Source organism: Antiquaquibacter oligotrophicus (genome assembly GCF_020535405.1).
GTDB lineage: Bacteria > Actinomycetota > Actinomycetes > Actinomycetales > Microbacteriaceae > Rhodoglobus > Rhodoglobus oligotrophicus.
In genome coordinates this window covers 2,106,158-2,121,419 of the sequence record NZ_CP085036.1, presented here as the reverse complement: position 1 = coordinate 2,121,419, position 15,262 = coordinate 2,106,158, and the positions used below count along the sequence as shown (strand labels likewise).

8 protein-coding genes are annotated in these 15,262 nt (G+C 65.9%); 4 read left to right on the top strand and 4 right to left on the bottom strand.

All coding sequences use genetic code 11. The features are described from left to right. Positions 1-13 precede the first annotated feature (13 nt). Genes sdhC through LH407_RS10295 form a run of 4 tightly spaced genes read left to right on the top strand, consistent with a single transcriptional unit; the run spans position 14 to position 3,439 of the window. A complete protein-coding gene (gene sdhC, locus LH407_RS10310) occupies positions 14-454 on the top strand; it encodes a succinate dehydrogenase, cytochrome b556 subunit (RefSeq protein WP_322134079.1) in 441 nt (146 codons plus the stop codon). Beyond that, complete coding sequence (locus LH407_RS10305) at positions 454-897, top strand: succinate dehydrogenase hydrophobic membrane anchor subunit (protein ID WP_322134080.1); 444 nt, start codon at positions 454-456, stop codon at positions 895-897. Before sdhC ends, LH407_RS10305 begins: the two co-directional genes overlap by 1 nt. Further along, positions 894-2,681: a succinate dehydrogenase flavoprotein subunit gene (gene sdhA, locus LH407_RS10300; RefSeq protein WP_322134942.1), complete on the top strand. Its 1,788-nt coding sequence runs from the start codon at positions 894-896 to the stop codon at positions 2,679-2,681. Before LH407_RS10305 ends, sdhA begins: the two co-directional genes overlap by 4 nt. Beyond that, on the top strand, positions 2,681-3,439 hold the full coding sequence (locus LH407_RS10295) for a succinate dehydrogenase iron-sulfur subunit (protein WP_322134081.1): 759 nt from the start codon (positions 2,681-2,683) through the stop codon (positions 3,437-3,439). Before sdhA ends, LH407_RS10295 begins: the two co-directional genes overlap by 1 nt. Before the next feature lie 2 nt (positions 3,440-3,441). On the opposite strand, the gene LH407_RS10290 is transcribed toward LH407_RS10295, so the two are convergent. The 4 genes from LH407_RS10290 to LH407_RS10275 form a co-directional block, all read right to left on the bottom strand. Then, on the bottom strand, positions 3,442-4,020 hold the full coding sequence (locus LH407_RS10290) for a hypothetical protein (protein WP_322134082.1): 579 nt from the start codon (positions 4,018-4,020) through the stop codon (positions 3,442-3,444). A gap of 107 nt (positions 4,021-4,127) precedes the next feature. Further along, positions 4,128-4,739: a hypothetical protein gene (locus tag LH407_RS10285; protein ID WP_322134083.1), complete on the bottom strand. Its 612-nt coding sequence runs from the start codon at positions 4,737-4,739 to the stop codon at positions 4,128-4,130. Between the two features lie 9 nt (positions 4,740-4,748). Next, the gene (locus tag LH407_RS10280; protein WP_322134084.1) at positions 4,749-8,144 is read right to left on the bottom strand and encodes a cell wall-binding repeat-containing protein; all 3,396 of its coding nucleotides are present in this window, start codon (positions 8,142-8,144) and stop codon (positions 4,749-4,751) included. A gap of 318 nt (positions 8,145-8,462) precedes the next feature. Then, positions 8,463-14,966, bottom strand: a complete 6,504-nt coding sequence (locus tag LH407_RS10275) for a prealbumin-like fold domain-containing protein (protein WP_322134085.1) — start codon at positions 14,964-14,966, stop codon at positions 8,463-8,465. Positions 14,967-15,262 lie beyond the last annotated feature (296 nt).

Sequence of the window (15,262 nt, the reverse complement as noted above, 5' to 3'; positions counted from 1 at the left end):
AGGAGGGTTGCTCGTGCCACAGAAGTCGGCGGGTACCCTGGCGACCGACCCGGCCGCCACACCCACCATCAAGCCGCCCCGGCGCCCCGCGGGCACCCTGTATCGCGGACGTGAAGGAATGTGGTCGTGGGTGCTTCACCGCATCACCGGTGTCGCCATTTACTTCTTCCTGCTCGTGCACATCCTCGACACGGCTCTCGTGCGCTTGAGCCCCGAGGCGTACAACGCGGTCATCAACACGTACAAGACGCCCATCATGGGTCTTGGCGAAATCGGCCTCGTCGCCGCCATCGGCCTGCACGCGCTCAACGGCCTGCGCATCATCCTCATCGACTTCTGGAGCGTCGGCACCAAACACCAGCGCCTGATGTTCTGGATCGTCATCGGTCTGTGGCTCGTTCTTCTCGCCGGCTTCATCCCGCGTCAGCTCATGCACGTCTTCGGGGGTGAGTGATGACCGCCATTCCGATGCCGAACGAGCGACCGGAGCGTCGCCCCGGTGTGAACTGGGAGAAGTGGGGCTGGATCTACATGCGCGCCTCGGGTGTTGTGCTCGTGGTGCTCATCTTCGGCCACCTCTTCGTCAACCTCGTCGCCGGTGAGGGCGTCAAGGCCATCGACTTCGCCTTCGTCGCCGGCAAGCTCGCCGACCCGTTCTGGGTGGTGTGGGACACACTCCTGCTGTGGCTCGCCCTCATCCACGGCGCCAACGGCATGCGCACCCTCGTCAACGACTACGCCACCAACCCGACCATCCGGCGCATCCTGCTCGGCGCGATCCTCGTGTCGACCATCGTGCTCCTCACCCTGGGAACCCTCGTGATCTACACATTCGACCCGTGCCCGGCAGGCTCCCCCGCCGACCTTCTCCCGAGCTTCTGCCCGGTGAACCAGTGACGGACGCGAACGAGAGCACCACCGTCGACGGAGTGCATTACCACCAGTTCGACGTCGTGATCGTTGGTGCCGGTGGTGCCGGTATGCGTGCCGCGATCGAAGCGGGCCCCAAGGCACGCACGGCCGTGATCTCCAAGCTCTACCCGACGCGTTCCCACACGGGTGCCGCGCAGGGCGGCATGGCCGCTGCTCTCGCCAACGTCGAAGAGGACAACTGGGAGTGGCACACCTTCGACACCGTCAAGGGCGGTGACTACCTGGTCGACCAGGATGCCGCCGAGATCCTCGCGAAGGAAGCCATCGACGCGGTCATCGACCTCGAGAACATGGGTCTGCCGTTCAACCGCACGCCGGAGGGCAAGATCGACCAGAGGCGCTTCGGTGGTCACACTCGCGACCACGGAAAAGCTCCCGTGCGCCGCGCCTGCTACGCCGCCGACCGCACCGGCCACATGATCCTGCAGACGCTGTACCAGAACTGCGTCAAGCTCGGCATCAACTTCTTCAACGAGTTCTACGTTCTCGACCTCGTCATGACCGACGGTAAGCCGTCCGGGGTGGTTGCGTACGAGCTCTCCACGGGCGAGCTGCACGTCTTCCAGGCGAAGGCGATTGTGTTTGCCACCGGTGGTTTCGGCAAGATCTACAAAACCACTTCCAACGCGCACACCCTCACGGGCGACGGCGTCGGCATCATCTGGCGCAAGGGTCTCCCGCTCGAGGACATGGAGTTCTTCCAGTTCCACCCGACGGGACTCGCGGGCCTCGGCATCCTGCTGACCGAGGGCGCTCGAGGTGAGGGCGCAATCCTGCGCAACGCCTCGGGAGAGCGGTTCATGGAACGCTACGCCCCCACCATCAAGGACCTCGCACCGCGCGACATCGTCTCCCGCTGCATGGTGCAGGAGGTCGCGGAGGGGCGCGGCGCGGGCCCGCACAAGGACTACGTGCTGCTCGACTGCACGCACCTTGGCGCCGAGATCCTCGAGACGAAGCTCCCCGACATCACCGAGTTCGCGCGCACCTACCTGGGCGTCGACCCCGTCGTCGAGCCCGTGCCCGTCATGCCGACCGCGCACTACGCGATGGGCGGCATCCCCACCAACGTCAAGGCGGAGGTGCTGAGCGACAACGACACGGTTGTTCCTGGCCTCTATGCCGCCGGCGAATGCGCGTGTGTGTCCGTCCACGGCTCCAACCGTCTCGGCACCAACTCGCTGCTCGACATCAACGTCTTCGGTAAGCGGGCGGGCAACAACGCGGTCGAGTATGCGGCGACCGTGGACTTCACGCCGCTTCCGGATGACCCGGCTGCGGGCATCCGTCAGCTCATCGAACAGCTCCGGGGCTCGACGGGCACCGAGCGCATCGCCGCGATCCGCAAAGAACTGCAGGACCACATGGACCGCAGCGCGCAGGTGTTCCGCACGGAGGAGTCGCTCACCGAGGTCACGAAGATCATCCACGACCTTCGCGAGCGCTACAAGAACATCGCGATCCAGGACAAGGGCAAGCGGTTCAACACCGACCTGCTCGAGGCCATCGAGCTCGGCTTCCTGCTGGACCTCGCCGAGGTCGTCGTGTTCTCCGCGCGCAACCGCAAGGAGAGCCGCGGCGGGCACATGCGCGACGACTACCCGAACCGTGACGATGCGAACTACATGAAGCACACCATGGCGTACCTGACGGGTGACCCCCACTCAGCGGACGCCGCCGACCACATCCGGCTCGACTGGAAGCCGGTCACCATCACCCGCTACGAGCCGATGGAAAGAAAGTACTGATGACCACCGTTATGGAGCAGCCCGCCGCCGAGGTAGGCGCCGTGAAGTCGTTCACTGCAACCCTCATCATCCGCCGGTTCGACCCGGAGACGGATGCCGAGCCCCGCTGGCAGGACTTCGACGTCGAGGTGTACGCGACCGACCGTATCCTCGATGCCCTGCACAAGATCAAGTGGGAGCAGGATGGCACGCTCACCTTCCGTCGCTCGTGCGCCCACGGCATTTGCGGCTCGGACGCGATGCGCATCAACGGTCGCAACCGTCTCGCGTGCAAGACCCTCATCAAGGACCTGGACATCACGCAGCCGATCTACATCGAGGCGATCAAGGGACTGCCCCTCGAGAAGGACCTCATCGTCGACATGGAGCCGTTCTTCGAGTCCTTCCGCTCGGTGAACCCGTTCCTCATGGCGTCGACGGCCCCCGAGAAGGGCAAGGAGCGTGTGCAGTCCGTCGCGGAGCGCGAGCGTTTCGACGACACCACGAAGTGCATCCTGTGCGCCGCGTGCACGTCGAGCTGCCCCGTCTTCTGGACCGACGGCCAGTACTTCGGCCCGGCCGCGATCGTCAACGCTCACCGCTTCATCTTCGACTCGCGTGACGAGGGGTCGCAGGTCCGCCTCGACATCCTCAACGACAAGGAAGGTGTGTGGCGCTGCCGCACAACCTTCAACTGCTCGGAGGCGTGCCCCCGTGGCATCCAGGTGACGCAGGCGATCGCCGAGGTGAAGCAGGCTATCCTGCGCGGAAAGCCGTAGCTTTACTCGACGACACCCTCGGGGGCGTCGCCCGGCTTCTCCGTGTCCTCGAGGAGTTCGGGGCTCGCGGGGTCGTGGGCGATCTGGTCGGACAGGTCGCGATCGGCCGCCCACCCCTTGAAACGCACGACGTCGATGCCATCGCACAGCTTCACGGTGTCACCGACTCGCACCTCGATGGGCGCGAGCGCCGGCTGCTCATCGCTGGAGGGCATCGCGACCGCCGCGAGCTCGTCATCGATCCACGTGCGAAGCGGGGACAGCTCGGCTGCGGAGAACGTGTCCTTCTCGTAGATCACGATGATCGCGGCATCGTTGCGGAGGATGTGCTCGAGGTCCTGCGGGGTTGGCAGGGTCTCCTCCGTGCCGTCGAAGAAAGCGTTCGTGGGGTGGCGCCACAGAGCCTGATCCATGTCGATGACGACGGGCTCACCGTCGGTGCACGTGACCGAGGGGTCGACCTGCGCCTCCGGTGTCGAGGCGCCGGGCACCACCGTACCGTCGGCGACGTCGGCGAGCGATGTGCAGCCGGACAGCGCGAGAGCGGCGAAAAGGGCGAGAGGCAGTGCCTTGCGTAGCATGTGATGTTCTCCTCGGGAGGGCGACGGTGCCCGTCTTCCAGGCTAAGCCACGACGGGGTGGCGCGCTAATTCAGGGGGCTTTCGCGCAGCGGCGACGGAGCAAACTCTCAGCGAGGACCGGTGGTCGGACCGACCTCGGGTTCGATTCCCTCGAGCCCGCTCCCCGACTCGTCGTGCTCCTCGACGGAACCGAAGGGACGAGTGGCAGAGAACTCGGCCAATTGGATGGTGTCGACACCGTCGCACAACTTCACGGTGCCTCCGTAGCGCACCTCGATCGCCGCCCGAGGATCGTCGGTGGAGGGGATCGCGACGGCGGCCGTCTCCATGTAGATCCAGTCCCGCAGCGGCTCGATCGCCGCCGCCGGGAGGTTCTCCTGGTCGTAGATGACAACTAGGGCGTTGTCGGCGCGGAGGAGGTGCTCGAGGTCGGCTTCGGTCGGGATGTCCTCCTCGGTGCCCTCATAGAAGGAGTTACGCGGGTGCTGCCACGTGGCGCCCGAGAGGTCCACTTCTTCTGCCGCGGCATCCGTGCACGTGATCGCGCCGGCCGTCGTCGGCTCCGGTGTCACCTCCACCTCGGTGGGTACGGGTGTACAGCCCGCGAGGAGCAGGGCCAGCGCGACGCTGGGAAGGGCAAAACGGATCACGGAAGAACCTCTCGGATACGGGAAGAGGGGTGACATGGACTGAACCATGCCACCCCTCTTCTCGGTCATGTCAGCAGACTACGAACAGGCGGTCAGATTGGCCACGCCGCTGCTGAGGCTTGCCTCGCCTCCGAGCAGCGTGATCTGGTTCGCCTTCAGATCACCGATCGCCTGAAGGGTCTCGGCGTCCACGCAGTCCGTTCGGACGACGTACAGCGGGGCATCGTTGAGCGCTGCCAGCACGGAGCCTGCGAGCGCGTCCGGGAACTTCAGACCCGTTGCCAGGAACACCCGGTCTGCCTCCGTGTACGCGTCCGCGTTGATCGCGCGGGCCGCTGCATACCGGTTAGCACCGCCGAGGCGGACCGTCGGCGCGATGCTGAGGGCCTCCTCGAAGATGCCGGAGCTCACCGAAACCGGGCCACCGGCGATGCGCAGGCTCGTCACACCGAGGCTCTCGAGGAGCTCCGTTGTCTCGTCGCCCATCGAGGACTGCGTTCCACGCACGAGCACCACCGGGGCGCTCTGAGCGCCCGCCACGGCGCCAGCCGCGAGGGCGTCGGGGAAGTTTGCCCCCGTCGCCAGGTAGGCGCGCTCAGCGGAACCGAAGACCTCGGTGGCGATGTTGATCGACACCTCGTAGCGGTTCGCGCCAGCGATTCGCTCGATGCTCGGCGCCATCTGCGCGAGACCGTTGTACACGCTCTGCGAGACGGACACCGGTCCACCGACCACGACGATACGGTCGGGGTCGAGGCGTGCGATCTCAGCCGAAACCGACGGCGGGATCGTCGTGCCGGGAACCAGGAGCACCGGTCCACCCTCGTGCGCGGCCGCGGGGCCCGCTGCGAGCGCGTCGGGGTAGGTGATACCCGTGGCGACGTAAACAACGGGAGCGGACTCGGGGAACGCCTCCTTCGAGATGTTCACCGCCGCCTCGTAACGGTTGGCACCAGCGATGCGGTCAACCTCAGGCACGATGACCGAGAGGGTCGCAGGGTCGGAGTTGAGCGACTGACCCGTGATGGCGATACGCACACGGAACTGCGCTCCATCGGCGTAGTCGGAACCTGCCACCACCGAAAGCTCGGCACTCGTGGCGCCGCTGATGTCGGCCCAGGTGCCGCGCGACGAGTCACGCGACTGCCACTGGTAGGTCAGGTCGAGACCGGTCGCCTCCGACGTGAAGGTCACCGATCGGCCGCTGTAGACCTCGATGTCCTCGGGCTCGCTCACGAAGCCGAACGGAACCGCCTCGTCGGCGAGCATGCTCATCCACTCGACGAGTTCGCCAGCCTTCGCCTCGAGGGTCGAGCGCAGCTCGCCCGTCGCGCCCGATGCCGCCACGGCAGCCGCGAAGTTCTCCGCGCCCTCAAGGGCAGCGGCGTAGTTCTTGGCCTTGTAGGTGGTGAACGATGCGGTCAGCGCCTCGGTGAGGGCCGTAGCATCCGGGCCGGAGAGCTCGCCGCTGGCCGCCGCGAGGATCTTGGTGACCTCGTTGTGGGAGACACAGTTCGCCTCGGTCTGACCAGAGGTCCAGAGGATGCCCTCACGGATGTGGTCGATGAACTTCGGGTTCTGGTTGTGCTCCCAGTTGTGCATGAGCGCCTGCGTGAACGAGCGGCCACCCTCGAAGTTCTGGCACCATGCGATCGGGTGATCCGCGCCTTCCTTCGAGTTACCGATGTTGCTCACACCCCACAGGTTCTGGGGGTACGGCGTGCGAGTCTCCGGGTTCTGGTAGACCGTCGTGTCGTAGCTCGACTCGGTGAGGGTCTGGAGCACGTGAACGAGCTCACGCGGAACCGGCATCAGGCCGCTGTTCCAGTTGTAGAGCTCGTCAACGAGACGCTCACTGCGCTCGAACTGGTCGGTCGCCGGGTTGGTGCGGTCCTCGGTGATGAGCTCGGTGACGACACAGCCACCACACGTGCTCTGGATGCCACCCTGGTTGGTTCCGTGGTTGTGGAAGTAACCACCGGTCAGCTGCCCGTACCAGGCCCAGTTGCTCATCGAGTCGGTTGCACCGTGGATCGCGAAGAATCCACCGCCACCGCGGATGTAGTTCTGGAGGTTCTCCTGCTCGTTGACGAGGACTGCGGGGTCGGCAACACTCGGACGGTTCGTCACGAAGGTGCTCGTGCCCACCGACGAAACACCGATGATGGCGTCGTACTGCTGCATGTTCTCGAGAGTCTCGAACGGGTTCGCGACCGAGTCATCCGGGCTCAGGTAGTCGTACAGGTCGGCGTCGAAGTTGTTCTCCTGCGCGAGCTGCATGATGAGCGCCTCGGTGTACGGGATGTGCTCGTGGCGGAAGGCGCCCGGGCGGTTCGCGAACACGAGAACCTTGAAGTCCGGGTTCGCGTGGGACACGGGGGCCGCCGTCGGGAGCGTGAGCGGGTAGCGGTTGGATCCCGTGCCGGGAGTGACCACAACGCCTCCGGTGACCGCCGGCGGGGTCGCACCGAGGAGCACGTTGCGCAGGAACTCGCCGTCCTGCACAAGAGCGTCGCGGCGGTAGCCCTGGGGCGCGACCTCGGTTGCGAGGGTGATGAACTCCTCGAGCGCGGCAACGGCACCCTCGGTGTCGCTCGCCGCCTCCGCGGTCTGGGCCTCGCCTACGAGCGCGGTGAGCGCGTCGTCGGCCTCGGTGGTGATGGCACCCTGGAATCCGAAGTCGTCGATGATGTTGAGCAGGTCGGCGTACGACGTCGTGACCTCGAAGGTCAGCGAGTACGTTGCACCGTTACCGGCCGAGTCACCGAGGTCCACCTCGAGAGTGTGAGCACCGAGCTCGAGCGCGACGGGCTCGACGGGGACGAGGTACTTGTCAACGCCGTCGACACGGAGCGCGCGAACCGCGGGGCCTCCCGAGCCGGGGCTCGGGTCGGTGCGGGTCGGGGCGAGCGCGGTGGCGGCCCAGCTGCGGGGCACCTTCCACGAGTTCGCCTCGACGGTCGGCCAGGTCGCGACGGGCGCGACGCTGTCCTGACGAAGCGAGATGGTACGCGCGGCGGAGGCCTGCGCTGGCTCCTCCGTGTCGTAGGCCGTGTACGTGATGGTTGTAGCCGTACGGTTGCCGACGAGGTCGTAGGTGGCCACGTACTTGCCGAGCTCGGCGTTGAACGTCGCCGGGACGTCGGTGGTGACCGCGGTCTGACCCGTGCCGACCTGCACACGGAAGAACGCGACGCCCACGTCATCCGTGGCCGACAGGTTCAGGGTGATGGTGTTTTCGAGCCACCATCCCTGGTTACCCGTCGAGTTGGTTGGCGTGTAGGCGGTGTTGTTCGCGCCGTTGTACCCGAGAACGGGGTTGCTCGGCGTCACCGCGACCACGTCGAGGACGGGCGGGTCTGCAGCCATGGCCGGGGCCATGGGTATGAGCGAAAAGACGAGCGCTGCAGCTCCCGTGATGGCCCCGATGGCCAATCGCCGGGATCCCGCAGCGGCGGGGGTGGACGAGGACATTGCTCTCCTTTGAGTCGTGTCGCGGGTGATCGACCGGGAGCAATGGGTTCGGCGCCATGGTCGACCTAATATGCCGATTAAGGCAACAAATCATGGTTCTGTCAACTTTTGGCGTGAAACTGTCGTATGTGACCGGTTTCATGCGCGAATGACGTCCGCCGGACAACGAAACGGGGCGCTGCCCCCGAAGGCAGCGCCCCATCCCCGAAGTTCCCCGGCCCCTCAGTGGCCTCGTGGGGGTGAGGACACCCGACGCGTCCTCATGTCACTAGACGTGGTTTCGTCTCGACTATGACGCGACTTCTGGCGTGAGTTTCGTCAGCTCCTCTCGCGGCGGGCCACAGCTCCACCGATGAGGAGAACAGCACCAACGACGACGCCACCCAGGAGGTTCATTCCCGTGCTCGCCAGCAGCGGTGCCACTGGCGGAACCGAGGGGGTCGTGGGCGGGGTCGGCTTCTCCGGCGGCTCCGGCAGTGTCGGAGGCTCGAAGGGCGGGCCAGGGTTGCACTCGGCGGTTGTCGCCGGGTAGGCCTCGACCGACGCCGTTGACGGGTTCATCCGAACCTCGAGCACGGCCTTGGCAGCGATTTCAGCAAACGGGCCCGTCGGGTCGGCGACCCAGGTGCCGTCCGCTGACTTCTTCCAACCCGGCCACGCGATGCCCTCACCCGTGTCCGGATCGACGGCCGCGCCCGGCCAGAGCTGCGTACCCGATACCGTCACGCCGTTCACCCAACCGTCTACGGGCGCCGGGAGCACGTCGACCTGCGATGCGCCGTCGGCGAGGATGGCGTCAGTGTCGGATGCCGGGATGCTCGCATCACGCGCCGCGTACGCGGCCTCGGTCCACCAGATGAGGGCGACGGGGCCCACTGTGTTCTCCCCCGTGTTCGTCGGCGTGACGGACCACGTGGCGTACGGTGCATCCTTCGCACACGTCGCCTCGAGCGCGACCACAATCGACTTGACGGGGGTTTCCTCGGTCGAGGTGTTGTCCTCCGGTGTCGCCTCGACTCCGTCGCTACCGACGATCGCCGTGTTCACGATGTCGAGGATGGCCGCCGTGGGGTCGTCGCCGACACGTGGCAGTTGCGCTGCCGTCCTGACATCGAACTGGAACGTCGCGATCGCGTCGACGGGGAACGCGTCATCCGTGCTGAAGGTCAGTACGCCACCGAAGCCGTCGACGGCGCTCGTGAGCTGAACGGTCCAGCCCGCGGGCTTCACCACCGAGTCGACGTCGACGCTCAGCGTTGCGGGGATCTCGTCCTTCACCGTCACGCCGGTTGCCGCGATCGCGCCCTGGTTGGTGACAACAAACGTGTAACCGTAGGTGGCATCCTCGTCGGTTGGGACCGCTCCATCGTGCGTTTTTGTGATCGCCAGATCGACGGGTGTCGCGGTGTTGACGATCGTGCACGTCGCGTCATCACCCGCCGCGATGGTGACCGTCGCACCGGTGATGGTCCCGTCATCACACGTCCACTCGCTCGGCAGGTACGACGTGAGCAGCTCGTTGTCGGAGGCGAGGTCGCGCCCCTCCTCGAGCAGGTAACCGCCGGCCGGCACGAGCACACTCGTCACGGTGTCGGCACCCGATACTCCGGCGATGTCGACGTTGCCGTCAGCGGACAACACCCAGTCCGACGTGGTTCCGAGTTCGTCGGTCGGCACGTCGAGTTCGACGAACGCCGAGTTGTCGACCTCCTTGACGAGCGTGAGACGAGCGAGCGGAATAGTCGCACAGTCCTCGTCGGACTGCGGGATGCCGCCGGAGACGAGTACCGCGCCGTTGAAGAATCCGCGGCCGGGCTCCCCCGTGCACGTCGCATCCTCGAGGTCGAAAGTCGACGACGGGGTGGCGGTGACCGCGATCGTGTACACGTGGTCCTCACCGGCGGGGATCGACACACCCGATGCGAGTTCGGTGTCGACACGACCGTCCCAGCCGTCGATCGTCGCACCCGATGGGCCCGTGGCCGTGGCATCCGTGATTGTGAGCGTCTCCGGGAAGCCGAGAGTGTCGTCCAGGTCGTAACTGAGCTGCAGCGCCGAGTCGTTGGTCACCGTCACGAGGTAGGTGACCACCCAACTGCCGTCGGCCTGATGCGCCGGAGGCGTTTGCGGGTCCACCGTCTTGTCGATGGTCGGGAGTGCCGGGCTGTCGCAGTCGGCGGCCGTACGCGGGTCAGCCTTGCCCGAGGTGAGCGTTGCGGTGTTCAGGAACCCGCCGTCGTCCACGAGAGCCGGGTCGCACACCTCGGTGCGGTCGGCGTACGCTGCGGCCGCCACACTCGCGTTGACCGTCACACGATAGACGTGGGTGTCCCCCGCCTCGATGGTCTGGCCCGTCACGACGGATGTCGCGGTGCTGCCGTTCCACGAAGCCGACGGCGTCACATCCGAGCTCTCGATCGTCGCCGAGTTCACGGTGATGCCGGAACCGAACCCGAGTTCGTCCGTGAGGTCGTACGTCGCGTCGAGGTCGCTGTCGGAGCTCACCGTCACGTCGTAGGCGATCTCCCACGTGCCGTTCGCGAGCTGCTTCGGCCACCCGTCGACGATCGACTTGGCGATCGAGGGCACCGCGCTCTCGGTGATGTCTCCGCAGTCTTCCGCGGTGATCGTGTCGTTTCCGACCACAATCGATGCGGTGTTCTGGAAACCGTGGCCCAGAGCGCCGTCCTCGGCGCACGTGAGAACGTCGTCACCGAGTCCTGCCGGCACCGTCACCGAGATCACAACACGGAAGGTGTCCGTTGACCCCGAAGCGATCGCGCGAGGTGTCGAGATGATGTTGCCGCCGTTCCAGGCGTGATCGACGGTCGGGTCTGCCGATGTTTCGGTCACCGTGTAACCGTTGATCGCGAGTTCGCTGGAGAAGCCGGGCACGTCGGTGAGCGTGTAGTACGCCGTCTTGGCCGCGGGTGCCGTGTTGTCGACGGTCAGCAGGTAGGTGACATCCCACGTACCGGCTCCCGTGGACTCCGAACCGACGATGACCTTCGTGAAGGCGGGAGCGCTCGGCGAGGAGCACGCGCTGTCGTCGGTGGTGACTCCCGCAACGGTGAGGCTCGCGGTGTTGAGGAAGCCGTTGCTGCCGCCCTGCGACTCGCACAGCGTTGCCGGCGTTCCGGTCGCCCCGGCGGCCACCGAGGCGACAACCGTGATCGTGTAGTGCTGCCAATTGCTCTCGCCCGGCGCGATGAGGCGCCCGGTCGTGAGGGTGGTTTCGGTGTCGCCGTTCCAGGTCGGCACACCATCGGCCGATGCGCTCACCACGGTGATCGTGTCGGGAACCGCGACATGTAGTTCGTCTGCGAGGTCGTACCGACCGGGTACGGTGCCCGTGTTTTTCACGAGGACGTCGTAGACGATCGTCCAGGTGCCGTCGGAGTTCTGGCTCGTGGAGGTCACGGTCTTGTCGTGAACGATCGTCGGAACGGGGATGGTGAGGCACGCGTCATCCGTCAGGACCTGGTTGCCCGAGGTCAGCGACGCGCTGTTGAGCAGTCCCTGCCCGTCGACCGTGCAGTCGAGGGCGCTCGAGGTCACCGTGGGCGCGATGTCGACAACGAGCGTGATCGTGTACGCGGTCGAGCTGTTTGCCGCAAGCGGCTCGTCGTCCGCGACGGTGGTGGAGGTGAGCGGGTTCCACTCGCTTCCGTTCGACGCGCTTCCGCTGACAATGGTGACACCAGCGGGGAGGGTCGCGGCGGGGTCATCAACGAGGTCGTAGTACAGCGGGATGCTCGAACCGTTTGTCGCTGTGAGCGTGTACGTGAGCGTCCAGGTGCCGTCACCGTTGCTGGTTGCCGTTCCCGCGTTCTTCGAGAAGGTGGGGGTGACCGGGGTCGCACAGGCGTCGTCGGTGTAGTCGACACCATCCACCGTGAGCGTTGCGCGGTTGAGGAAGCCGCCGTTGCCCTCACCCGTCGGGCACGCGGTGACCGAGGTCGGTGCACCGTTCGGCACGGACGCCTGGGCCACCACCGTGTACGTGTGAGTGGAATTCGCAGCGAGGGTCACGTCATCACCGAGGACGACGTTGTCGACGCCGTTCCAGGTCGCCGCCTGCGGCGAGGGACCGGTCGCGCTCGCTGTTGTCGTGATGGTGCCGCCGAAGGCGAGGGTGTCCGCGAGGTCGTACGTGATGGGGCCGTAGAGGCTCGGGTTGGTCACGGCGACCGTGTACGTGATCGTCCATGTTCCGTCGGCGTTCTGCTGAAGCGGCGCAACCGACTTCACGATCTCGGGCGTGGCCGCGATCGGCGAGTTCACGATCGTGCACACCGCGTCATCGTCGAGAGCGAGCCTCGGCAACGCTCCGCCCTGGAGGGTCACGGGCGAGCCACCGTTGATGACACAGCTCCAGTCGCTCGCTTCGAAGTCCGCGGCCGACGGGAAGTTATTGGGCGACTCCGACAGCACGTAGTCGGTGTTCGCCTTGACGGGGGTCACTGCGGTCGAACCGTTACCGGTGACCACCGTGGTGAGTCCCTGCTTGGCCGACAGCGTCCAGTTCGTCGGCGCCACTCCGGCCGCACCCTCGACGACCTTCACGAGCTTCAGGGTCGGGGCGATGTCGTCGTTGTAGAAGGTGCACGTGACGGATGCCGCGATCGGCACGGTCACCGTGCTGCCCGAGAGTCCTTCGCTGCACACGATGGGGTTGCTGGCACGCGGTGCGTACCCGGCGACGGAGGACTCGGCGAGCGCGTAACTTCCCGCCGCCACCGTGCTGGTGGTGCCGCTCGCGACGGACGTGCCGCCGTAGCTGAGGCTCCACGCCGCTGAGGTCGCCGTGCCGCCGTCGTTGTTGGTGACGTGCTTGACGAGCGTGAGCTCGCTGCGGCAGTCGACGGTATTGGTGACGGTGTAGGTCGTCAGGCCCGCGGCGAGCGCCGGGGTGGTGAACGTCTTCGAGGCCGAGAGATCAACATTGGTCGCGCCCGGTCCGTTCAGACGCTGACTCGTCACGGTGCACAGGCTCGGCGTGCCGCTCATCGACTCCGTGATCGTGGTCGTTGACCCGACCAGGAGGTTCTCCTTTGTCGCACCCCACGCCTGGGCGCTCCCACCGAGCGTGAGCTGCGCTGCGAGGCTCGACGGGATCTGTGCTCCGTTGGCGTAGGTTGTGCCGTTGACCACCCACGACTTGTCGACCTTGACACTCGCCTGGACCTGCTGGTTGGTGACGGCACAGGCGATGTTGTCACCGAGAGTGAGGTTCGGTAGTTCGAAACTCAGGCTGGTTCCCGAGTAGAACGGGGACCCGTTGTTGGTACAGACAACACTCTTGAGCTGCCACCCGGAGTTCTTGATGGTCTCCGTGATGGTCACGGTGCCGGCATCCGTCGCCGACGTGAAATTGAGGGACCAGGATGCCTGGCCGTTCGACCCGGTCGTCTGCGACGCCGCACCCGTGAGGGAGCCGGGCCCGGTCTCGGATGCCGAGAAGCTCCAGCCCTGACCGAGCTGCGACGTACCGTTCAACAGCTCCTCGGTCTTGGTGACCGTGATCGGTACCTTGCAGGTGAGGCCTGCCGCGAGTGCCTTGAGCTGGCTCGCGACGAGCGCCCAGTCGTTGGTCTTGGCGTAGTCGTAGTTGGCGATGGAGCCCGTTCCGGTCCACTCCTGGGTACCGGAGACGGCACGAAGGTTCTGGCCGGTTACGGCGGAGATACCTTCGCCGACACCGAACGTGAGCATTTGTGTGCCCTTGTTCTTGAGCGCGTTGGCGGAGAAGATCGCCTCCTCGACGTGCCGGTTGTTGGTCCAGACGGGGCTCGAGGGGTTGGACGGGTTCGCCCCGTAGACGGTCGGGTTGCCGTCGGTGAGCACAACCGCGATGTCGAAGGTGTCGCTCGCCTGGGCCAACTGCCACAGCCCACGATCCCAGTTGGTGTAGTTGATGTCGCTAGCGGTGTAGGCGTCGATGTAGCCGTTGAGGGTGGTTGCCGACGACGACGTGACCGTGGTCAGGGTCGGGTAGTTCTTGCCGCTGGCGGAGGTGTTCTTGGGCGCGTTTGTGCCGAAGGTGTAGAGCGCGACCTGCGAACCGGTGCCGATGAGCGAGTTGACGAACGCCTTGCCAGCAGTACGCGCACCGTTGATGCCCTCGTTGTTGTTCGAGGTCATCGACGTTGAGAGGTCGAAGAGGATGGCGACCTTGAGTCCGTCCTGACACGTGGTCTGGTAGCGGTTGTTGGCCTGCGAGACCGGCACGATTCCGCCGGTCTTGTAGCGATCACTCGTGTTCGAGGTGAAGGTGTTCGGCGCGATTCCGACCGTCGTCGATGACGGCATCCCCGTGGTAGCCGGGAGGGTGATCGTTCCGCTGCCGCTGAGGGCGGGCGTGCGGTACGAGTACGGCGTCGACGCAAAGCGGTTCGCGCCACTGTTGGTGCCGTCACCCGTGATGAGCGCCGGGTTGAGGTAGTAGTCGCTCGGAGCCGAGACCTGCGTCACCCAGAACTGCTTGCCGTTGTTTGCGCCGCCGGAACCTGAGTTCGGCACAGTGAACGTGCAGTTGCCACTCGCATCGCTCGTACAGGTCGACCACGGCTGCCCGACCGCGGTGGTCGGCTCGCTCGTGCCGTTGCGGAGCTCGAGTGTGACACCGGAAAGAGAACCAACACTGGACGTGCCGCGCACGGAGCCGACCTTCACGACGATCGTCTGCGGGTCGCTGGCGGCGGCCGATGCCGACGTCGCCGCGAACGGGAGGGAGAGTGCAACAAGAGCGACGGTCGCGGCGGCGGCAAGGCCTGCGCGGAATCGGGGAGAGAGAGGGCGGACGAGTCGGGTGGAGCGCATTGCTGTGCCGTTTCTGCGCGCGACGGTCGAGCCGGTCAGACGCAGGGCCACAACGCGGGGTCGGGACCCTGCGCAGACGCGTGAGCTCGACCGGAGGGGGCGCCGGTCGGGTTCGGGGTAAGCGGAGAGTTCGGGTACTCGGGTATTCGGGGGTGTTTCGGGTATTCGGGTTTCGGGTGTTTCGATAGCAGAAACGGATTCGGGTTCGTTTGTGCTCGATCGAGTATGGCACCCGATATACGGGTTCGTGTACCCCCACACCGGGGGGAGGACAGACAGCACGGTCGACCCCCTTG

What these genes read in the sequence shown, in the direction of transcription:
- LH407_RS10295 (WP_322134081.1), top strand. Translation starts at nt 2,681, where the DNA reads ATGACCACCGTTATGGAGCAGCCCGCCGCCGAGGTAGGCGCCGTGAAG.
- LH407_RS10285 (WP_322134083.1), bottom strand. Translation starts at nt 4,739, where the DNA reads ATGACCGAGAAGAGGGGTGGCATGGTTCAGTCCATGTCACCCCTCTTC.
- LH407_RS10290 (WP_322134082.1), bottom strand. Translation starts at nt 4,020, where the DNA reads ATGCTACGCAAGGCACTGCCTCTCGCCCTTTTCGCCGCTCTCGCGCTG.
- LH407_RS10305 (WP_322134080.1), top strand. Translation starts at nt 454, where the DNA reads ATGACCGCCATTCCGATGCCGAACGAGCGACCGGAGCGTCGCCCCGGT.
- LH407_RS10280 (WP_322134084.1), bottom strand. Translation starts at nt 8,144, where the DNA reads ATGTCCTCGTCCACCCCCGCCGCTGCGGGATCCCGGCGATTGGCCATC.
- LH407_RS10275 (WP_322134085.1), bottom strand. Translation starts at nt 14,966, where the DNA reads ATGCGCTCCACCCGACTCGTCCGCCCTCTCTCTCCCCGATTCCGCGCA.